Raw genomic sequence first — 20,217 nt, forward strand, 5'->3', positions numbered from 1 at the left:
CGGGCCGCCCCAAGGCAGACCGGCCCCCGCGGGGGGCAGCGACCCGCGCGGCGGTGGAGCGGGGGGAGCTCATTCATATCCAAAGGAGCGCACGCGGGCCTCGTCGTCGGCCCAGCCGGAGCGGACCTTGACCCACAGCTCCAGGAAGACCTTGCCGCCCCAGAGCTTTTCCAGCTCCATGCGGGCCTCGGTGCCGATGCGCTTGAGCTTCTCGCCCTTGTCGCCGATCACCATGCCCTTGTGCCCTTCGCGCTCGACCACGATGGTGGCGGCGATGCGGCGCAGCTGTCCCTCTTCCTCGAAGCGGTCGATGATCACCGTGGAGGTGTACGGCAGCTCGTCGCCGGTGAGGCGGAACAGCTTTTCGCGCACCATCTCGGCGGCCATGAAGCGCTCGCTGCGGTCGGTCAGGTCCTCGGCGTCGTGGATCCAGGGCTGCTGCGGCAGGTACTTCTCGCAGATGGTGAACAGGCGCTGGATGTCCTTGGCGGCCTTGGCCGACATGGGCACGAACTCGGCGAAGGCGTGACGCTCCTGCATGGATCGCAGCCAGGGCGCCAGGTCGCCGCGGCGGTGCACCTCGTCCAGCTTGTTGGCCAGCAGAATCACCGGCACGTCCGGCGGCAGCAGCGACAGCACCTTGGCGTCGGCCAGGTTGAATCGGCCGGCCTCCACCACGAAGAGGATCAGGTCGACATCGGCCACGGCGCCCAGCACGGTCTTGTTGAGCGAGCGGTTGAGCGCATTGCCATGGCGGGTCTGGAAACCCGGGGTATCGACGAAGATGTACTGCGAAGCGCCTTCGGTGCGGATGCCGGTGATGCGGTGCCGCGTGGTCTGGGCCTTGCGCGAGGTGATGCTGACCTTTTGCCCCACCAGCGCGTTGAGCAGGGTGGACTTGCCCACGTTGGGCTTGCCCACGATGGCAACGTAGCCACAGCGCTTGTCGGCCTCGGCCACCTCGGGCCTGGGCTCAGCGGCCTCGGTCGCGCCGGGCTTGCCCAGGGCGCGCGCCAGCATGGCCTCGAGGTTGTCGGCGGGCGGGGGGGCGGGTGTCTTCTGGCTCATGGATCGGTTCGTCAGCGCGCGCTGGCCATCAGGTGCTGCAGCATGGCGGCGGCGGCGGCCTGCTCGCCCGCGCGCCGCGAGGCGCCAATGCCGCGCTCGCTGTGACCGGACTCCTGCACGGTGCACTCCACGTCGAAGGTCTGCTTGTGGGCTTCACCCAGCGTGGCCACCACGCGGTAGACGGGCAGCTTCATTTTGCGGCCCTGCAGCCACTCCTGCAATTCGGTTTTCGGGTCCTTGCCCAGGGCCGTCATGGTGTGACTCAGCTCCACGCCGCCGTACAGCCGCCGCACCAGGGCCGAGGCGGTCTCGAAACCGGCGTCGAGGTAGACGGCGCCGATCACGGCCTCCAGGGCGTCGGCCAGGATGGAGGGGCGCTTGTGCCCACCCGAGCGCTTCTCGCCATCGCCCAGCCGCAGGCCGGACGACAGGCCCAGCGCCTGGGCCAGCCCGAACAAGGTGTCCTGCTTGACCAGGTTGGCGCGGATGCGGGACAGATCGCCCTCGGGCAAGGCGTCCAGCTTCTCGAACAGCAGGCCGGAAATGGCCAGGTTGAGCACGGAGTCGCCCAGGAATTCCAGGCGCTCGTTGTGGTCGGCGCCGAAGCTGCGGTGGGTCAGCGCCCGCTCCAGCAGGCGTGGGTTGGCGAAGCGGTGCTGCAGCCGGCCCTGCAGCGCGGTGAGATCGGGGCTCAAACCATCAACCGGGCCGCGCTCATTGCGAGCTGCCCTTGTACTTCATGACCAGCCAGGCCGGCCCGGCCAGGTGGATTTCGCGGGCGTAGTCGTAGGACACCACCACGCGGTCGCCCTGCTTGCCCACGGTGAGGTCCTTGCCCGAGATGGTGCGGATGTCGTCGATCGTGGCCGCCTTGTCGAAGATGTCGCGCACCTCGGCCACCGTGCTGCCCGCCGAGGCCTTCTGCACCGCCTTCTGCACGGCCATGTACTCGAGGTAGGTGGGGAACACCTGGGCCGCCACGATGCCCGCGAGCGCCAGCAGGGTGCCGACGATGATCAGGCCGACGAACGTCAGGCCCCGTTGTTGCCGCTTCAGCTTCATGCGCTCCTCCTCAGGGTTCGCTCTTACTCGAATCGTCCGATGCGACCGAGGTCGCCGAAATTCATCCAGACCAAGAAGGCCTTGCCCACGATATTCGCTTCGGGCACGAAGCCCCAATACCGCGAGTCGAGCGAATTGTCGCGATTGTCGCCCATCATGAAGTAATGGCCGGCCGGCACCTTGCAGACCGCGCCCTCCACGCTGTAGCGGCAGTTCTCGGCGAACGGGAACTGGGTGGCGCCGTCGACGAAGGCCGGGCGGTTGTCCTCGGTGAGGGTGTTGTACTGCTTGCCGCCCAGGCTTTCCTGCCATTGCTTGGCGTAGCGCATCGAGTCCTTGTCGAAGAAGTCGGGCTGCGCCACCCGCGGCACGGGCTGGCCGTTCACCGTGAGCTGCTTGTTCAGGTAGGCCACCTCGTCACCGGGCAGGCCGATCACGCGCTTGATGTAGTCCAGGCTGGGCTTGGGCGGGTAGCGGAAGACGACCACGTCGCCGCGCTGCGGCGCCTGGTTGTCCCAGACCTTGGTGTTGACCACGGGCAGGCGGATGCCGTAGTGGTACTTGTTCACCAGGATCAGGTCGCCCACGCGCAGGGTGGGAATCATGGAGCCCGAGGGGATTTTGAAGGGCTCGAACAGGAAGGAGCGGAGCACGAAGACGGCCAGGATCACCGGGAACAGGCCCGCCGTCCAATCCAGCCACCAGGGCTGGGCCAGCGCCCGCTGCCGCGCCGGTTCGATGTCGCCCTCGATCTGGCTGAAGCCCTGCTTGGCCAGGGCTTCCTTGCGCTGGTGGTGCTCCATCACGAGCTGGTCGGCCGCGCGGCGGCGCTGCGGCAGGAAGACCAGCTTGTCGATCACCCAGTAGACGCCGGTGACGAGCGTCGCCAGCAGCAGCAGGAGTGAAAAATTGCCCTCGACCGCGCCCATGTACCAGGCCACGGCATAGAGCCCGAACGCCGCGAGGATGATCCCCGTGACCGCACCCATCGTGGACTTCATCAGTCTTGCACCTGCAGGATGGCCAGGAACGCTTCCTGGGGCACTTCGACGGAGCCGATCTGTTTCATGCGTTTCTTGCCAGCTTTCTGTTTTTCGAGCAGTTTGCGTTTGCGGGTGATGTCACCACCGTAGCATTTTGCCAGCACGTTCTTGCGCAGCGCCTTGATGGTTTCGCGCGCGATGACGTTGCCCCCGATGGCCGCCTGGATCGCCACGTCGAACATCTGGCGGCTGATGATCTCGCGCATCTTGGCCGCCACGGCGCGGCCACGGTACTGCGCCTGGCTGCGGTGCACGATGATGGACAGGGCGTCGACCTTCTCGCCGTTGAGCAGGATGTCGACCTTGACCACGTCGGAGCGGCGGTACTCCTTGAACTCGTAGTCCATGCTGGCGTAACCGCGGCTGACGGATTTGAGCTTGTCGAAGAAGTCCAGCACGATCTCGCCCAGCGGCAGTTCGTAGGTCAGCATGACCTGCTTGCCGTGGTAAGCCATGTTGATCTGCACGCCGCGCTTCTGGTTGGCCAGGGTCATGACCGGCCCCACGTACTCCTGCGGCATGTACAGGTGCACGGTGACGATGGGCTCGCGGATTTCCTCGATGCGGCCGGCGTCGGGCATCTTGGAGGGGTTCTCCACCATCAGCACCTCGCCGTCGCCCTTGACCACCTGGTAGACCACGCTGGGCGCGGTGGTGATGAGGTCCTGGTCGAACTCGCGCTCCAGGCGCTCCTGCACGATCTCCATGTGCAGCAGGCCCAGGAAGCCGCAGCGAAAGCCGAAGCCCAGGGCCTGCGACACCTCGGGCTCGTAGTGCAGCGAGGCGTCGTTGAGCTTGAGCTTCTCCAGGGCGTCGCGCAGGGCGTCGTACTGGTTGGCCTCGGTGGGGTACAGGCCGGCGAACACCTGCGGCTGCACCTCCTTGAAGCCGGGCAGCGGTTGCTCCGCCGGGCCGGCGTTGTTGGGCAGCTTCTTTTCCAGCGTCACGGTGTCGCCCACCTTGGCGGCCGCGAGCTCCTTGATGCCGGCGATGATGTAGCCCACCTCCCCCGCCTCCAGCGAGTCGCGGGGCTGGGTGGCCGGCGTGAACACGCCCAGGTTGTCGGCGTTGTAGGCCGCGTTGGTGGCCATGAGCTTGAAGCGCTCGCCCTTGAGCAGGCGACCGTCCACCACCCGGACCAGCATCACCACGCCCACGTAGGCGTCGTACCAGCTGTCGATGATCATGGCGCGCAGGGGGGCGTCCGGGTTGCCGCGCGGCGCCGGCACCTTGGCCACCACGGCCTCCAGGATGTCCTCGACCCCCATGCCCGTCTTGGCCGAACACGGGATGGCATCGCTCGCGTCGATGCCGATCACGTCCTCGATCTCGCTCTTGGCGTTCTCGGGGTCGGCGTTCGGCAGGTCCATCTTGTTCAGGACCGGCAGCACCTCCACACCGAGGTCGAGCGCGGTGTAGCAGTTGGCCACCGTCTGGGCCTCCACGCCCTGGCTGGCGTCCACCACCAGCAAGGCGCCCTCGCAGGCCGACAGGGAGCGCGAGACCTCGTAGGAGAAGTCCACGTGGCCGGGGGTGTCGATCAGGTTCAGGTTGTAGACGCGGCCGTCGCGCGCCTTGTATTGCAGCGCGGCCGTCTGCGCCTTGATGGTGATGCCGCGCTCCTTCTCGATGTCCATGGAGTCGAGCACCTGCTCGCTCATCTCGCGATCGGAGAGGCCGCCGCAGCGGGAGATGATGCGATCCGCGAGCGTCGATTTGCCGTGATCGATGTGCGCGATGATCGAGAAATTGCGGATGTGGTTCATCGGAAGGCCGGGCCAGGGACCATGTTCATCGCGCGCCGGGCCAGGGCGCGCGACCATAAAAAAGGGCGCGTCAGCTGCTGACGCGCCCGTAACCAACAATCAATGGCAACTGCGATAGTTGGGGTTTCATTGTAGGCAAAAAGCCCCCCGCAGACAGCCGCCACCAAGCTTCCCCACCCTGTCGCCGGGCCGCAACAGGGCAGTTGTTTACAGCTTATCCACAGGCTCTGGGTACAAGCTGTGCAACGGCTGTGGATCAAGGACCACCGGGAACCTTTGGGCTCCCGCATCGTGAATTGGGTGCTCGCGCGCCGGCTTCAATCCGTCAACAACGCGCGGGATTTTAGCGAATCCGGTCAAGACTGGCCGAATTTCTGTTGGTGCTCACTAACTTCCCTGATGACCGACCCGTCGGACGGGCTTGGGAGGGCGTCGCGTCCCCGAAACACCTGGCGACAGACGGCGCCGATGCCCGGGGACGGGCGGGGGTTATTGGCCCAAGCCACCCGAAAGGCGTTCCACACCCGGGCCCGTCACCGAAGCTGCGGGCGCACCACCGCGTACTGCGCCCATTCGCCCCGGCGCAGCAGCAGATTCACTGGCTTGGACTTGTCCAGCTTGGCGAGCACGGCCTCCACGTCCTTGACCGAGGACACCTCGGTGTTGGCCACCGCCACGATCACGTCGCCTTCGCGCAGGCCGGCCCGGGTGGCGGGGCCGGTGACGCCGATCACGCGAACGCCGCCCTTGACCTTGAGCGCCTTGGCATCGTCCGCGCCGAGTTCGGCCAGCGTCAGGCCCAGCGACTGCGTGGCGTTGTTGCTCGGCACGGGCTTGGGCTCGGGGGTGGCGGCACGCGCCTCGGGGCGCTCGGGCTCGAGCTCGGCGATCACCACGTTCAGCTCGCGCTGGCTGCCCCGGCGCAACACCGTCATGGTGCTGCGCGTGCCCGGCTTGGTGTTGCCCACCAAGCGCGGCAGGTCGACCGACTTGTCGATCTCCTTGCCATCGAACTTGAGGATGATGTCGCCCGGCTCGACGCCCGCCTTCGCGGCCGGCGAGTCGGGCTCGACGCCACGCACCAGCGCGCCCTTGGGCTGCGCCATGCCCAGCGACTCGGCCACTTCCTTGCCCACCTGGTCGATGCGCACGCCGATGCGCCCGCGCGTGACGCGCCCGCTGGCGCGCAGCTCGTTGGACACACGCACGGCCTCGTCGATGGGAATGGCGAAGGAGATGCCCTGGAAGCCGCCCGAGCGCGAGTAGATCTGGCTGTTGATGCCCACGACCTCGCCGCGCATGTTGATCAGCGGCCCGCCCGAGTTGCCCGGGTTGATGGCCACGTCGGTCTGGATGAAGGGCAGGTAGTCGCCCGTGTCGCGCTGCTTGGCGCTCACGATGCCGGCCGTGACGGTGTTCTCCAGGCCGAAGGGCGAGCCGATCGCCATCACCCATTCGCCCACGCGCAGGCGGTTGATGTCGCCCACCTTCACCGGCGCCAGGCCGGTGGCCTCGATCTTCACCACCGCCACGTCGGTGCGCGCATCGGCGCCGACGATGCGGGCCTTGAATTCGCGCTTGTCCGCCAGCGTGACGATCAGCTCATCGGCGCCGTCCACGACATGGGCGTTGGTCATGATGAAGCCGTCGGCGCTGAGCACGAAGCCCGAGCCCACGCCGCGCGGGCGCGCCTCGTCGGACGGCGGGCCCTGGCGCGGGCCGCGCGGCGTCACGCCCGGGGGGATCGGAATGCCGAAGCGGCGGAAGAACTCCAGCATCTCCTCGTCGGGGCCGCCCTCGGCATTGCCGCGCGCCGCGGCGCGCTCGAGCGTGCGGATGTTGACCACCGACGGGCCGACCAGGTCGACGAGGTCGGTGAAATCCGGCAGGCCGCGCGCGTTGGTCGCGGCCGCCTGGGCGAGCGAGGGGGTCGGCGTGAGCAAGGCCAGCGACCCGGCCGCACCGAAGGCGGCGGCCAGGGCCAGGGCTTGCAGGGAGGGACGGAGTCGGGCAACGGACATCGGCGGCTTTCTTCGGTGGTCGATCAAGGGCGGTCTCAGCGGATGCGCTCCAGGGCGTCGGCGAAACGCTTCAGGGTGGCAGGCGGCACCTCGCCCAGGGCAGTCACCCAATGGTCGCCGACGCGGCGGCTGACGGAGTGGGTGGCCCCCATGGCCACCTGCTGCTCCTCGTTGCCGTGGCGCTGCGGGTCGAAGGGCTCGACAAACAGCGACACGGACGCCAAGCCATCGGAGAACACCCACTGCATGGGGGCCTGGCCCGCCGGCAGGGGACCGCCGGGCACTTCCCGCGTGTGGCAGCTCATGGCGGTGAAGCCCGGGATGGACTCCTTCAACTGCCAGCCCTCGGCCTGAGGCGTGGTCTTGCGCAGCGCGGGCTTGATCACCTCGTAGCCGCGCGTGTCCTTCATGAGGCGCGCGAGCTTGTCCATGCTCACGGGCGCGTCGAGCTGCAGCTCGGAGAACGCCACCTGCTCCAGCACCTCGCCCTGGGCGCCCAGCGTCTGCAGCTTCACGATCAGGCCACTCTTCTTCTCGGACCAGATCCGGTAGCCGAAACGCCACTCATCGCGAGGCACGATCTCCACCATGTCGGCCATGTGGCCCGCCACGCGCTGGTACCCCACTTCGCGGGCGCCATAGAACTGCGCGATGGCGCTGGCCGGCGTGCGCAGCATGTCGGGAAAGACGCCGAGCGATTCGCGCTTCTCGACCATGGCGGTGCGCGTTTCCGGCTCGAAGGTGATGACCTCACTGTTGCGGCGGATGGTGGTGCGCGGCGCGCCGGTGAGCGTCTCCACGCGCTCCATCTGCTGCGTGCCGTCGCACACATGCCAGATCTTGGAGGCCGACATCGCGCTGCCGGAGCTGACGACCAGCGTGCCGGTGTACGAGCGCTGGAGCGAGGCCTGGTGCATGCGCGAGAGCCATTCGGTGACGCTGCGCGCGGAACCCGCGCCCGGCGACACGCTGGCCCCCTGGGCCAGCGCCGGTGCGCTCCAGCCACCGGCGCAGGCCCAGACGATCAGGGCGGCCCCGAAGCGGCGCAGCCGCGGCGCGCCAAGCCGACGGGCGCAGGGCAGGACGGCGGGGGTGAAAGCGGCGGTCGTCATGGGCGCGGCCATCAGCGGGCGTCGGCGTCGTAGGTGGCGTTGCGGATGAAACCGGTCGAGGTCTGGAAGGCCGACATGCCGCCGTGCTGGCGGTGCTCGGACAGCAGGCGCTCCAGCGCCGGGTCGCGGATGAGGGGGCCCTGCGAGGTGGACACCATCACCGGGCGCGTGGACGGCACACCGGCCGACGCGGCCGGCGGCGCCGCCGAAGCCAGGGTGGCGGGCGGCAGCGCCACCCGCTCCTGGGCCAGCACCGGCCCCTGCGGGCCGCTGGGCGCGGAGGCCAGCACGGTCCAGCCGACGGCGGCGACCGCCACCACGCTGGCCAGCCCCGACACCATCTTCCAGCGGAACAGGGCGTCGTTCGCCGCCGCGCCACGCACGGCGCGCACGGGCTGGGACCCGGCGTCCGCGGCGGGCTGGTGCTCGGCGTCGAGCCGCTGGTTCAGCTCGGCCAGGAAATCCATGGGCGATCGGGCCGGCAGGGCCGCGCCATCGCCTCGCAGCACCTCGCCGATGAGCTGGTAGCCGCGCCACTGCACCAGGGCCTCGTCGCCCAGGCGACAGCGCGCGAACAGGGCGTCGCTTTCGCGCTCGTCCAGGTAGCCATCGCACAAGGCCGACACCTGGTCGGCGCCCGGGCGGGCCGAATCGAAGGAAGTGGGCTGGTTCATGGCGGCGACCTCAGCGTGACAGGCCTCTCACCAGCGCTTGCCCGACTGCCGGTCGAGCAAGGGCTTGATGCGGGCCGAAATGGCTTCGCGCGCCCGGAAGATGCGGGAACGCACGGTGCCAATGGGGCATTCGAGTGCTTGGGCGATCTCTTCGTAACTCAGGCCCTCGATTTCGCGCAGGGTGATGGCCATGCGCAGTTCCTCGGGCAAGGCCTCCATCGCGGCGTTGACCGCGTTGGCGATTTCCTTGCTGGCCAGCACCGCCTCGGGCGTCTCGGTGTCGGCTACGTTGGCGTTTAGTTCGCGCTCCGGAGCGGAAGTTTCATCGTCCTCCCCCCCCTTGAGCTGCGATTGGAAGACCAGCGGATCGCGTTTCAGTTCCATCAGCTGCTTCTTCGCCGTATTGACGGCGATGCGGTACAGCCAGGTGTAGAACTGGGCATCGCCCCGGAACTGGGCCAGGGCGCGGTAGGCGCGGATGAAGGTTTCCTGGGCGATGTCCTGGACCAGGTCGCTGTCGCGCACCATGCGTCCGATGAGGCGTTCGACGCGCCGCTGGTATTTCAGGACCAGCAGATCGTAGGCGCGGCGCTCGCCGGCCAGGGTGCGTTGCACCAGCATGACGTCGCTGTCGGGCGGCGGCGGAGCGGTGTGGTCTTCCGTTGTCATGCGCGCGGGACTATACCCCATGCCCCCACCGTCTCCAGGGGCGCGGACGGGGCGTCAAACCGGCCGATCGGACACCAGGGCGCGGCGCAGCGCCAGCCAGTCGGCGGGCGCCCGGTCGCGCTCCACCCACACCCAGGCCGGCGCGCCGGCGGCACCCCTCAGGTGCAACAGCACGCGGCTTTGCAGGTCCAGCGCCACCCGCACCGCGTCGAGCGCGAGGCCGTCGCCCGAGCCGTCCGGCGACCAGCGCCAGGCCGCACCCTGCCCCGGCGCACCGCTGAAGCGCAGCACGCCCGCGACCGGGCGGCGCTCCATGCTTGCGGCCCAGCCCATCCAGGCCAGGCCCGCCACGGCCAGTGCCAGCCAGGTACTCAGCGCCAGGGACGCCGCCATCCAGGCCACCAGGAGGGCCACGGCCAGCGCCAGGACCGCCAGGGACAGCCCCCAGAAACGGCAACGCCCCACCGGATAGGCAACCGATGGGGCGCCGGGCCGGGTGGTCAAACGATCAGACCCGCTTGAACACCAGGGTGCCGTTGGTGCCGCCGAAGCCGAAGTTGTTCTTCAGCGCCACGTTCACCTGGCGGTCGCGCGCCGTGTTGGCGCAATAGTCGAGATCGCACTCGGGATCCTGGTTGACGATGTTGATCGTCGGCGGGATCTGCTGCTGGTGGATGGCCATCACCGTGAAGACGCTCTCGATGCCACCGGCGCCACCGAGCAGGTGCCCGGTCATGGACTTGGTGGAGCTCACGACCATGCGCTTGGCGTGGTCGCCCAGCGCGGCCTTGATGGCGTTCGACTCGTTGATGTCACCCAGCGGCGTGGAAGTGCCGTGTGCGTTGAGGTAGTCGACCTCGTCGGCGTTCACGCCGGCATTGCGCAGGGCGTTCAGCATGGCGCGGCGCGGGCCGTCCATGTTGGGTGCGGTCATGTGGCCGGCGTCGGCGCTCATGCCGTAGCCCGCCACCTCGGCGTAGATCTTCGCGCCGCGCGCCTTGGCGTGTTCGTACTCTTCGAGCACCATGACGCCCGCGCCCTCACCGAGCACGAAGCCGTCGCGGTCCTTGTCCCAGGGACGCGAGGCGGCGGTGGGGTCGTCGTTGCGCGTCGACAGGGCGCGCATCGCGGCAAAGCCGCCCACGCCCAGTGGCGACACCGTGGCCTCCGAGCCGCCCGCCACCATCACGTCGGCGTCGCCGTACTCGATCTTGCGGGCCGCCTCGCCAATGCTGTGCAGGCCTGTGGTGCAGGCCGTCACGATGGCGATGTTGGGGCCCTTGAAGCCGAAGCGCATCGATACGTGGCCCGAGATCATGTTGATGATCGAGGCCGGCACGAAGAACGGCGAGATGCGGCGGGGCCCGCGGTTGGTCAGCTCGGTGTGGGTTTCTTCGATCAGCGGCAGGCCACCGATGCCCGAGCCGATGATGCAGCCGACACGCGTGGCGGCCTCTTCACCCAATGCCTCGCCCGTGGGCAGGCCGGAATCGATCACGGCCTGATGGGCCGCGGCGATGCCGTAATGGATGAAGGTGTCCATCGTGCGCGCCTCCTTGGCGCTCATGTAGGACTCCAGCTCGAACCCCTTGACCTCTCCCGCGATGCGGCACGCGAAGTTCGACGGGTCGAACTTGGTGATCGTGGAGATGCCGGAGCGCCCGGCCAACAGATTGGCCCAGGAGTCGGCCACCGTGTTGCCCACGGGGCTGATGCAACCCAGGCCGGTCACGACGACGCGACGACGGCTCATGGGGCGATCAGGCTTTCTGGTGCTTCAGCGCGTAATCGATGGCGTGCTGCACCGTGGTGATCTTCTCGGCTTCTTCGTCGGGAATCTCGATGCCGAACTCGTCTTCGAGGGCCATCACGAGTTCCACCGTGTCCAGCGAGTCGGCGCCCAAGTCGGCCACGAAGGCTTTTTCGCTGGTGACCTGACCTTCTTCCACGCCGAGTTGTTCGGCAATGATTTTCTTGACGCGTGCTTCGATATCGCTCATAGGTCCCTCAAAGGGTGGGTTGGAATGCAGGGCGGCATTTTAGCCGGGGGGACGGGGCCGGGACCCCGAGAGACATCAGGCCATGAACATGCCGCCGTTGACGTGCAGTTCCTGGCCAGTGATGTAGGCCGCGCGCGGGCTGGCCACGAAGGCCACGGCGTGCGCGATGTCGGCGGGTTTGCCGAGGTGGCCCAGGGGAATCTGGGACAGCAGTGCCTTCTGCTGCTCTTCGGGCAGCGAAGCGGTCATGTCGGTCTCGATGAAGCCCGGCGCGACGCAGTTGACGGTGATGTTGCGGCTGCCCAGCTCGCGCGCCAGCGCGCGCGTCATGCCGGCCAGGCCGGCCTTGGCGGCGGCGTAGTTGGCCTGGCCCGGGTTGCCCGAGGCGCCGACGACGCTGGTGATGCTGATGATGCGGCCGTAGCGCTGCTTCATCATGGGGCGGATGACCGCGCGGCTGAGACGGAACACGGCCTTGAGGTTGGTGTCGAGCACGGCGTCCCAGTCCTCGTCCTTCAGGCGCATGGCCAGCATGTCGCGCGTGATGCCCGCGTTGTTGACCAGGACATGCAACGCGCCGTGCGCCTTGACGATCTCGTCGATGAGGGCTTCGGCGGCCTTGGCGTCGTTGACGTCGAGCACCGCGCCGCGGCTGCCGGCGCCGGCCCCGCCCACCGCCTTCAGCGCGGCGTCGATCTTGGCCGCGCCATCGCCGCTGGTGGCGGTGCCGATGACGATCAGCCCCTGTTGCGCGAGCTCGTGCGCGATGGCCGCGCCGATGCCGCGCGAGGCGCCGGTGACCAGGGCCACCTGGCCCGCGAATTTCACGTCCGTCATATCGACCTCGTTGTGGAATGGGGGCGGGTTCAGGCCAGCAGGGCCTTGGCCTCGGCCAGCGTGGCCGGGTCGTACAGGGCGGCGCCCTGGATGCTGGCGTCGATGCGTTTGGTCATGCCGGCCAGCACCTTGCCAGGGCCGCATTCGATCAGGGTGCCAATGCCGCGCGCCTGCATGGCCTGCACGCATTCGACCCAGCGCACCGGCCCGAAGGCCTGGCGGTACAGCGCGTCACGGATGCGGTCGGCGTCGGACTCGACCGCCACGTCGATGTTGTTGATGAGCGGGAAACGCGGCACCGCCAGCGCCACGCCGGCCAGCTTCTCCCGCAGGCGCTCGGCGGCCGGCTTCATGAGGCTGGAGTGGAACGGCGCCGACACCGGCAGCGGCAGCGCGCGCTTGGCGCCGATGGCCTTGAGCACCTCACAGGCCTTGTCGACAGCGGCCTTGCTGCCCGCGATCACGGTTTGCGCCGGGTCGTTGAAGTTCACGGCCTCCACCACCTCGGCGCTGCCCGCGCCAAAGGTGGCCTGCGCCTCGGCACAGCCGGCCTTCACACGCTCGGCGTCCATGCCCAGGATCGCGGCCATCGCCCCGACACCGACGGGCACCGCCTCTTGCATGGCCGCGGCGCGAAAGCGCACCAACGGCGCTGCGTCGGCCAGCGTGAGCACCTCGGCGGCGACCAGCGCGCTGTACTCGCCCAGCGAATGGCCGGCCACGGCGGCGGGCAGCTCGCCGCCCTCGGCGCGCCAGGCGCGCCAGGCGGCGACACCGGCCACCAGCATCACGGGCTGGGTGTTGGTCGTCAGGCCCAAAGCCTCCTTGGGGCCTTCCTTGATGAGCCGGCCGACGTCCTCGCCCAAGGCGTCCGACGCCTCGCGCAGGGTGTCGACGACGGCGGGGTGGTCACCCCAGGCGTCGAGCATGCCCACGGACTGGGACCCCTGGCCGGGAAAGACAAAGGCAAACGGTTTCATTCTGTTCAGCTGTCTGCGACGGCGCGCGGCGGCGCCGTCCGTTCGTTCAAAAATCGAGCAGCACCGCACCCCAGGTGAAGCCACCACCCACCCCTTCGAGCAGCACGGTGTCACCCGGGCGCACGCGGCCACCGCGCACCGCGTGATCGAGCGCGAGCGGTATGGAGGCCGCCGAGGTGTTGCCGTGTTCGTCCACGGTGGCGACGAGCTTGTCCAGCGGCAGGTGCAGCTTCTTCGCCGTGCCCTGCATGATGCGGATGTTGGCCTGGTGCGGAATCAGCCAGTCGATGTCGGTGTCCACGCGGCCGGCCTTGTGCAGCACGGTGCGCGCGGCGCGCTCCAGCACCGTGACCGCGAGCCGGAAGACCGCCTGGCCATCCATTTTGAGCAGCGGCTGGCCCGTGACCTGGCCGCCCGACACGTGCCCCGGCACGCACAGGATGCCCACGTGCTTGCCGTCGGCGTGCAGGTCACTCGCCAGGATGCCGGGCATGTCGGAGGCCTCGAGCACCACGGCGCCCGCGCCGTCGCCGAACAGCACGCAGGTGGTGCGGTCGTTGAAGTCGAGCAGGCGCGAGAACACCTCGGTGCCAATGACCAGGGCCTTGCGCGCCGTGCCGGCACGGATCATCGCGTCGGCCACGGTGAGGGCGTAGACGAAGCCGCTGCACACGGCCTGCAGGTCGAAGGCCGGGCAGCCCGCGATGCCCAGCTTGTGCTGGATGATGGCGGCGGTGGACGGAAACACCATGTCCGGCGTGGACGTGGCGACGATGATGAGGTCGATGTCCTTGGCCGTGCGACCGGCCGCTTCCAGCGCGGCCTGCGCCGCCGCCACGCCCATGTCGCTGGCGAACACGCCGTCGTCGGCGAAGTGCCTCGCGCGGATGCCGGTGCGCTCGATGATCCACTGGTCGCTGGTCTCGATGCCCTTGGGCGCCAGCATGGCCACCATGTCGTCGTTGGTCAGGCGGCGCGGCGGCAGATGGCTGCCCGTGCCGGTGATGCGGGAATAAGCGCTCATGCGGAGGAATCAGATGGTCGGAATGCCGCCACGCTCGCTGATGGTCGTCTCGGGCGACAGCAGCGGCTGCGCACGCGCAATGCGTTGTCTCACGTTGTCCAGCAAGCCGCGGGAGGCGGCATCATACGCGCGGGCCAGCGCTTGCTCGAAGGCGAAGGCGTCGGCCGAGCCATGGCTCTTGAACACCAGGCCCTGCAGGCCCAGCAGGGCCGCGCCGTTGTAAACGCGGTGGTCGGCTCGCTGGCGGATGGCGTTGAGCACCGGCATGGCCACCACGGCCGCCAGCTTGCGCCACAGGCCGCGCGTGAACTCCTCGCGGATGAAGCCGCCGATCATCGAGGCCACGCCCTCGCTCGCCTTGAGCGCCACATTGCCCACGAAGCCATCGCACACCACGATGTCGGTGGTGCCCTTGAAGATGTCATTGCCCTCCACATTGCCGTGGAAGTTCAGGTCGCCCGCCGCGGCGGCGTGGCGCAGCAACTGACCCGCCTGCTTGATCACGTCACTGCCCTTGATGACCTCCTCGCCGACATTGAGCAGGCCCACCGAGGGGTCGTCGCGCCCAGTGACGGCGGCCACCAGGGCCGAGCCCATCACCGCGAACTGCAGCAGGTGCTCGGCCGAGCAGTCGACGTTGGCGCCGAGATCGAGCACGGTGGTGGCGCCGCCGCGCGCATTGGGCATCTGGGTGGCGATGGCGGGGCGTTCGATGCCGTCCAGCGTCTTGAGCAGGTAGCGCGAGATCGCCATCAGCGCACCGGTGTTGCCGGCCGAGACCGCGGCCTGCGCATGGCCGTCCTTGACCTGCTGGACCGCCACCCGCATGGACGAGTCCTTCTTGCGGCGCAGCGCGACCTCGATCGGGTCGCTCATGTCCACGACCTCGCTGGCGGGCACCACGGTGCAGCGCTCATGCCCCGTGAGACGGGACCAGGCGTGCAGGTCCTCGGCGCGCCCCACCAGCAGCAGGCGCGCCTGGGGGTGGCCGGCCAGAAAGGCCTCGGCCGCGGGCATGGTCACGGCCGGCCCGACGTCTCCCCCCATGCAATCCACGGCGATGGTGATCATCTCGACATCCTGCGGGACGCTTGCGGCGACCTCGTCGTTCTAATGAAAAAGGCCCGCATGCGGCATGCGGGCCCGTGTCTCCGTGGCCAGCGGACGCGCGCGCGCACGCCCGGCAGGCAGCCCGTGGATCAGGCTTCGGATTTGTTCTTGAGCACCTGGCGGCCGCGGTAGAAGCCGTTGGGGCTGATGTGGTGACGCAGATGCACTTCGCCCGTGGTGGGCTCGACGGCGGTGCCCGGGGTGGTCAGCGCGTTGTGCGAACGGTGCATGCCCCGCTTGGAGGGCGATTTCTTGTTTTGCTGGACAGCCATGTTGGGCTCCTGGAAGGCGTTGGTGAGGACTCGAGGGCGTCATCGGCTGGGACACGGGGTGGAAACCGCACGCTGCCCGGCCTTTCAGGCCCGCCCTGGCGCAAAGCCAAGCATTATAGCCCGAGTTATCCGGATACGGATGGGACCCCCTCACGGCCGGCCCTTGAGCTTGGCCAGCGCCGCGAAGGGGTGCGGGCGCTCACTGCCCGACGCCTTTTCGCCACCGGCGGGCTCCTCGGCCGCCAACAGGGGCTGCGGGCAGCGCTCGTGCAGGGGCACCAGCGGCAGGGCCAGGATCAGCTCGTCCTCGACCAGCTCGACCAGGCCGGGCCGCGGCTCCAGGGCGAGCAGGTCCTCTTCGCTGTCGTCGTCCAGCGCCTCGGCCGTGGCCTCGTCGGCCACGAAGCGGAACCAGCGGTCCACCTCCACCGGGGTCTGCACCGGCGCCAGGCAGCGCTGGCAGGTCAGGGGCACGAGGGCGCGCGCCTCCAGGTGCAGCCAGGCCTGCGGGGCACCACCGGTCGGCCCGGCGCGCATCTCGCCCTGGGCCTGCCAGCGCACGCGCTCGCTCGGGTCGACGGGCGGGTGCAAGTCGCTGGCGAGGCGCGCGAAACCGGTGAGCGGCGGATCGCCTTCGAGCCGGGCGCCGGCCTGGGCGAAGCGCAGCGCATCCAGGCGCTGCGGATTGAAAACGGAAGCGGGGGGCTTGCTGGCCATCGGGCGATTCTAGGCAGGCCACGACAATACGCCCATGAGCAACACCCCCTCCCCCGCCCGGGCCGTGGTCCTGGGATCGACGTCCCGCTACCGGCGCGAGCTGCTGCAGCGCCTGGGCCTGCCGTTCGAGGTGGCCGCACCCGAGGTCGACGAAACGCCGCAGCCCGGCGAGGCACCCGCCGCCCTCGCCCAGCGCCTGGCCCTGGCCAAGGCCCGCGCCGTGGCCGAGCGCTTTCCCGAGGCCGTGGTCATCGGCAGTGACCAGGTGGCCGATCTGGCCGGCGAGCCGCTGGGCAAACCCGGCACCCACGAACGCGCCGTGCAGCAATTGCGCCGCATGCGCGGGCAGACCGTGGTCTTCCAGACCGCCCTGGCCGTGGTCTGCCGCGCCAGCGGCTTCGAGCGCCAGGACATTGCGCCCGTGCGCGTGGCATTCCGCGAGCTGGACGACGGCGAGATCGAGCGCTACCTGCTCGCCGAGCAGCCCTACGACTGCGCCGGCAGCGCCAAGAGCGAAGGCCTGGGCATCGCCCTGCTCGAGCGCATCGACAGCGACGACCCCACCGCCCTGGTGGGGCTGCCGCTGATCCGCACCTGCCAGATGCTGCGCGCCGCCGGCGTGCGCCTGCCGTGACGCCGGGCGCGCTCTACCTGGTGCCCACGCCGCTGGACTTCGGCGTGGCCGAGGCCACGGACCCGCTGGAGGCGCTGCTGCCGGGAGAGACCCTGGCCGTGGCCGGCCGGCTCACGCACTGGATCGCCGAGAACGCCAAGAGCGCGCGCGCCTTCCTCAAGCGCGTGGACGCCGCCGTGGGCCTGGCCGCGCCGCTGCAGGAACAGCACATCCTGGAATTGCCCCGGCAAACGCACAAGCGCGGCGACCACACGCAGGACGACCGGGCGGCGCGCGACTGGCTCGCGCCCGCGCTGCAGGGCCATGGCATCGGCCTGCTCAGCGAGGCCGGCATGCCCGCCATCGCCGACCCCGGCAGCGGCGTGGTGCGCGCGGCGCACGCCCTGGGCCTGCGGGTGTGCCCACTGGTGGGGCCGGTGTCGCTGATGCTCGCGCTCGCGGGCAGCGGGCTCAATGGCCAGCACTTCGCCTTCGTGGGCTACGTGGCGCAGGACCCGCCCACGCGCGCCAAGCGCCTGCGCGAACTCGACGCCCTGGCCACACGCAGCGGCCAGGCGCAGATCCTGATCGAGACGCCCTACCGCAACGCGGCCCTGCTGCGCGCGCTGATCGACAGCCTGCAGCCGGGCACGCGCCTGGCCGTGGCCTGCGGGCTGGCGCTGCACACGCAAGCCATCCGCAGCGCGCGCGTGGCGGATTGGCGGCGCGAGCCCGCGCTGGCGGCCGACCTGCCGCTGGACCTGCCCGCCGTGTTTCTCTTCGGGCCCTGAACGGGCGACGGGCCTCAGCCCATCACGCGCTGCAGGTGCGCGCGCACCGCGCCACTCAGCTCGGGGTTGGCCAGGGCGAGGTCGATGGTGGCCTCCAGAAAGCCTTCCTTGCTGCCGCAGTCGTAGCGCCGGCCTTCATAGCGGTAGGCCTGCACGCGCTCCTTGCCGATCAGCGCGGCGATGCCGTCGGTGAGCTGGATCTCGCCCCCGGCTCCGCGCGGCTGCTGGCGGATGCTCTCGAACACCGCCGGCGTGAGGATGTAGCGTCCGGCCACCGCCAGGGTGGACGGCGCCTTCTCCGGCGCGGGCTTTTCCACCATGGCGAAGACCTCGGCCAGCGCGGCGTTCGCGCCGTGCACGTCGACCACGCCGTAGCGCTTGGTCTCGGCGCGCGGGACGTCCTGCACGGCCAGCACCGTGCCCGGACTGCGTTCATAGGCCTTGACCATCTGCGCCAGCACGGTAGCGCCGCCGTTGAGCTGGTCCTTGCCCAGCATCAGGTCGTCGGCCAGCAGCACGGCGAAGGGCTCGTCGCCGACCAGGCGCTCGGCGCACAGCACCGCGTGGCCCAGGCCCAGCGCGCGCGGCTGGCGCACATAGAAGCAGTCCATGTCGTCGGGCTTGATGGACGTCACCAGATTGAGCAGCGCGCCCTTGCCCGCCGCCTCCAGCTCGGTCTCCAGTTCGTATGCCACGTCGAAATGGTCCTCGATGGCCCGCTTGTTGCGGCCGGTGACGAAGATCATTTCGCGGATGCCGGCCGCGTAAGCCTCTTCCACGGCGTACTGCATCAGCGGCTTGTCCACCACGGGCAGCATCTCCTTGGGAATGGCCTTGGTGGCGGGCAGGAACCGGGTGCCCAGGCCACCCACGGGAAATACGGCTTTACGAATCGTCGTCATGTCGTGCACTGCTCCCGAGCGATTTGACAAACAAGCTGACCATAATACCCACGGCCCGTGCCCGCGACCCGGCACGCCATTGCACCGCAGCATCACGCGCGGTCTTCCCGGATACACACGAATGCAGATCACTCCCGTCATCCTGTGTGGCGGCTCGGGCACCCGCCTGTGGCCCCTGTCGCGCCAGAGTTTTCCCAAGCAGTTCGTCCCGCTGGTGGGCAACAAATCTTTACTTCGCCTTACCTTGGACCGTGTGGCCTGGAGCGGACAGCCGCCCCTGTGCGTGGCCGCCGACGAGCACCGCTTCCTGGTGGCCGACGCCATCGAATCGGGCGGCCAGGGCGGCACGCTGTTGCTGGAGCCCGCCGCACGCAACACCGCGGCCGCCATGGCACTGGCCACGCTGCAGGCCCTGCGCGATGGCGACGGCAGCGAACTGCTGCTGTTCTGCCCGGCGGACCACCACATCCCCGACGCCGTGGCCTTCGCCGACACCGTGCGGCAAGGCGTCGCCGCGGCGCAGGCCGGCGCCATCGTCACCTTCGGCGTGATGCCCACCTTCCCCAGCACGGCCTACGGCTACATCGCCCAGGGCGAGCCACGCCCCGATGGCAGCCGCGGCGTGGCCCGATTCATCGAAAAGCCTGCCGCCGAGGCCGCGCAGGCGCTGCTGCTGCAAGGCGGCGTGCTGTGGAACGCGGGCATCTTCCTGGCCAGCGCGGCCACCCTGCAGGGCGCGCTGCAGCGCCACGCGAACGACATCTGGGCCGCCTGCGAGCAGGCCATGGCCGCGCCCAAGGAAGAGTCCGTGGGCCGCTGCCGCTTCGTGCGCCCGGCGGCCGAGCCTTTCCTGGCCTGCCGCTCGCAGAGCATCGACTACGCCGTGATGGAGCCGCACGACGACGTGGCCGTGGTGCCCTTCCAGGGCCAGTGGAGCGACGTGGGCAGCTGGAATGCCGTGGCCGACCTCGCGCCCGCCGACGGCAACGGCAACCGCGTGCAGGGCCAGGGCCATGCCCTGCGCGCGGCCAACACCTTCATCCACGCGCCGCACCGGCCCGTGGTGGCGCTGGGCACGCACGACCTGCTCATCGTCGACACGCCCGACGCCCTGCTCGTGGCCCAGCGCGACCACGCCGAGCAGGTGAAGGACGTGGTGGCCCACCTCGCCAAGAGCGATGTGCCGCAGGCCGCCGCGCACCGCCGCGTGGCGCGGCCCTGGGGCTGGTACGACAGCATCGATACGGGGGCGCGCTTCCAGGTCAAGCGCATCGGCGTCAAGCCCGGTGCGTCGCTGAGCCTGCAGAAGCACCACCACCGCGCCGAGCACTGGATCGTGGTCAAGGGCACGGCCGAGGTCACGCGCGGGCAGGAGGTGTTCCTGCTGTCGGAGAACCAGTCCACCTACATCCCCATCGGCGAGGTGCACCGCCTGCACAACCCCGGCAAGATGGAACTGGAGATGATCGAGGTGCAATCCGGCGCCTACCTCGGCGAGGACGACATCGTGCGACTCGAAGACGTCTACGGCCGTGAGCCCAAACCCCAATAAGCAC

General features: G+C 69.4%; 22 protein-coding genes. 3 read left to right on the forward strand and 19 right to left on the reverse strand.

The window, feature by feature from the left end:
* Positions 1 to 69: 69 nt before the first annotated feature.
* The 18 genes from era to SOM08_RS16215 form a co-directional block, all read right to left on the reverse strand.
* Positions 70 to 1,068: a GTPase Era gene (era, locus tag SOM08_RS16130; RefSeq protein ID WP_116959542.1), complete on the reverse strand. Its 999-nt coding sequence runs from the start codon at positions 1,066 to 1,068 to the stop codon at positions 70 to 72.
* Positions 1,069 to 1,079: 11 nt separating this feature from the next.
* On the reverse strand, positions 1,080 to 1,763 hold the full coding sequence (rnc, locus tag SOM08_RS16135) for a ribonuclease III (protein ID WP_116959541.1): 684 nt from the start codon (positions 1,761 to 1,763) through the stop codon (positions 1,080 to 1,082).
* A gap of 19 nt (positions 1,764 to 1,782) precedes the next feature.
* A complete protein-coding gene (locus SOM08_RS16140; protein ID WP_116959540.1) occupies positions 1,783 to 2,130 on the reverse strand; it encodes a DUF4845 domain-containing protein in 348 nt (115 codons plus the stop codon).
* A gap of 23 nt (positions 2,131 to 2,153) precedes the next feature.
* Positions 2,154 to 3,131, reverse strand: coding sequence for a signal peptidase I (gene lepB / locus SOM08_RS16145; protein WP_416186967.1), 978 nt, complete (start codon positions 3,129 to 3,131; stop codon positions 2,154 to 2,156).
* Positions 3,131 to 4,939 (reverse strand): translation elongation factor 4, encoded by a 1,809-nt coding sequence (gene lepA / locus SOM08_RS16150; RefSeq protein WP_116959539.1) that lies wholly within the window; start codon positions 4,937 to 4,939, stop codon positions 3,131 to 3,133. The genes lepB and lepA overlap by 1 nt, the downstream gene beginning before the upstream one ends.
* A gap of 533 nt (positions 4,940 to 5,472) precedes the next feature.
* Positions 5,473 to 6,960: a DegQ family serine endoprotease gene (locus SOM08_RS16155; RefSeq protein WP_322469316.1), complete on the reverse strand. Its 1,488-nt coding sequence runs from the start codon at positions 6,958 to 6,960 to the stop codon at positions 5,473 to 5,475.
* A 35-nt stretch (positions 6,961 to 6,995) separates the two neighbouring features.
* Positions 6,996 to 8,072 carry a MucB/RseB C-terminal domain-containing protein gene (locus SOM08_RS16160; RefSeq protein WP_245980974.1) on the reverse strand — a complete coding sequence of 359 codons (1,077 nt, stop codon included), beginning with the start codon at positions 8,070 to 8,072 and terminating at the stop codon, positions 6,996 to 6,998.
* Positions 8,073 to 8,083: 11 nt separating this feature from the next.
* The gene (locus SOM08_RS16165; RefSeq protein ID WP_116959536.1) at positions 8,084 to 8,746 is read right to left on the reverse strand and encodes a sigma-E factor negative regulatory protein; all 663 of its coding nucleotides are present in this window, start codon (positions 8,744 to 8,746) and stop codon (positions 8,084 to 8,086) included.
* A gap of 27 nt (positions 8,747 to 8,773) precedes the next feature.
* Positions 8,774 to 9,415: an RNA polymerase sigma factor RpoE gene (gene rpoE / locus SOM08_RS16170; protein WP_070397522.1), complete on the reverse strand. Its 642-nt coding sequence runs from the start codon at positions 9,413 to 9,415 to the stop codon at positions 8,774 to 8,776.
* Between the two features lie 54 nt (positions 9,416 to 9,469).
* Positions 9,470 to 9,919 (reverse strand): hypothetical protein, encoded by a 450-nt coding sequence (locus tag SOM08_RS16175; RefSeq protein ID WP_147326232.1) that lies wholly within the window; start codon positions 9,917 to 9,919, stop codon positions 9,470 to 9,472.
* Positions 9,920 to 9,923: 4 nt separating this feature from the next.
* Positions 9,924 to 11,168, reverse strand: a complete 1,245-nt coding sequence (fabF, locus tag SOM08_RS16180; RefSeq protein WP_116959534.1) for a beta-ketoacyl-ACP synthase II — start codon at positions 11,166 to 11,168, stop codon at positions 9,924 to 9,926.
* A 7-nt stretch (positions 11,169 to 11,175) separates the two neighbouring features.
* A complete protein-coding gene (gene acpP / locus SOM08_RS16185) occupies positions 11,176 to 11,415 on the reverse strand; it encodes an acyl carrier protein (protein WP_070397519.1) in 240 nt (79 codons plus the stop codon).
* A 75-nt stretch (positions 11,416 to 11,490) separates the two neighbouring features.
* A complete protein-coding gene (fabG, locus tag SOM08_RS16190) occupies positions 11,491 to 12,252 on the reverse strand; it encodes a 3-oxoacyl-ACP reductase FabG (protein WP_070397518.1) in 762 nt (253 codons plus the stop codon).
* Positions 12,253 to 12,281: 29 nt separating this feature from the next.
* Complete coding sequence (gene fabD, locus SOM08_RS16195; RefSeq protein WP_322469317.1) at positions 12,282 to 13,232, reverse strand: ACP S-malonyltransferase; 951 nt, start codon at positions 13,230 to 13,232, stop codon at positions 12,282 to 12,284.
* 46 nt (positions 13,233 to 13,278) lie between these two features.
* Positions 13,279 to 14,256: a beta-ketoacyl-ACP synthase III gene (locus SOM08_RS16200; protein WP_322469318.1), complete on the reverse strand. Its 978-nt coding sequence runs from the start codon at positions 14,254 to 14,256 to the stop codon at positions 13,279 to 13,281.
* A 9-nt stretch (positions 14,257 to 14,265) separates the two neighbouring features.
* Entirely contained in the window at positions 14,266 to 15,327 is a 1,062-nt protein-coding gene (plsX, locus tag SOM08_RS16205; protein ID WP_322469319.1) for a phosphate acyltransferase PlsX, read from the reverse strand.
* A 128-nt stretch (positions 15,328 to 15,455) separates the two neighbouring features.
* Complete coding sequence (gene rpmF / locus SOM08_RS16210) at positions 15,456 to 15,638, reverse strand: 50S ribosomal protein L32 (protein ID WP_009518787.1); 183 nt, start codon at positions 15,636 to 15,638, stop codon at positions 15,456 to 15,458.
* Positions 15,639 to 15,788: 150 nt separating this feature from the next.
* On the reverse strand, positions 15,789 to 16,355 hold the full coding sequence (locus SOM08_RS16215) for a YceD family protein (RefSeq protein ID WP_116959530.1): 567 nt from the start codon (positions 16,353 to 16,355) through the stop codon (positions 15,789 to 15,791).
* Positions 16,356 to 16,389: 34 nt separating this feature from the next.
* On the opposite strand from SOM08_RS16215, the gene SOM08_RS16220 reads away from it, so the two are divergent.
* Together SOM08_RS16220 and SOM08_RS16225 are read left to right on the forward strand one after the other, a co-directional pair.
* On the forward strand, positions 16,390 to 16,989 hold the full coding sequence (locus SOM08_RS16220) for a Maf family nucleotide pyrophosphatase (protein ID WP_116959529.1): 600 nt from the start codon (positions 16,390 to 16,392) through the stop codon (positions 16,987 to 16,989).
* Positions 16,986 to 17,759: an SAM-dependent methyltransferase gene (locus SOM08_RS16225; protein WP_322469320.1), complete on the forward strand. Its 774-nt coding sequence runs from the start codon at positions 16,986 to 16,988 to the stop codon at positions 17,757 to 17,759. The genes SOM08_RS16220 and SOM08_RS16225 overlap by 4 nt, the downstream gene beginning before the upstream one ends.
* A gap of 14 nt (positions 17,760 to 17,773) precedes the next feature.
* On the opposite strand, the gene galU is transcribed toward SOM08_RS16225, so the two are convergent.
* On the reverse strand, positions 17,774 to 18,661 hold the full coding sequence (galU, locus tag SOM08_RS16230; RefSeq protein ID WP_116959527.1) for a UTP--glucose-1-phosphate uridylyltransferase GalU: 888 nt from the start codon (positions 18,659 to 18,661) through the stop codon (positions 17,774 to 17,776).
* Between the two features lie 121 nt (positions 18,662 to 18,782).
* Between galU and SOM08_RS16235 the strand changes: the two genes are divergently transcribed.
* Positions 18,783 to 20,213 carry a mannose-1-phosphate guanylyltransferase/mannose-6-phosphate isomerase gene (locus SOM08_RS16235; RefSeq protein ID WP_116959526.1) on the forward strand — a complete coding sequence of 477 codons (1,431 nt, stop codon included), beginning with the start codon at positions 18,783 to 18,785 and terminating at the stop codon, positions 20,211 to 20,213.
* The last annotated feature ends 4 nt before the right edge of the window (positions 20,214 to 20,217 follow it).

Source organism: Hydrogenophaga sp. SNF1, assembly GCF_034421675.1.
Lineage (GTDB): Bacteria > Pseudomonadota > Gammaproteobacteria > Burkholderiales > Burkholderiaceae_C > Hydrogenophaga > Hydrogenophaga borbori.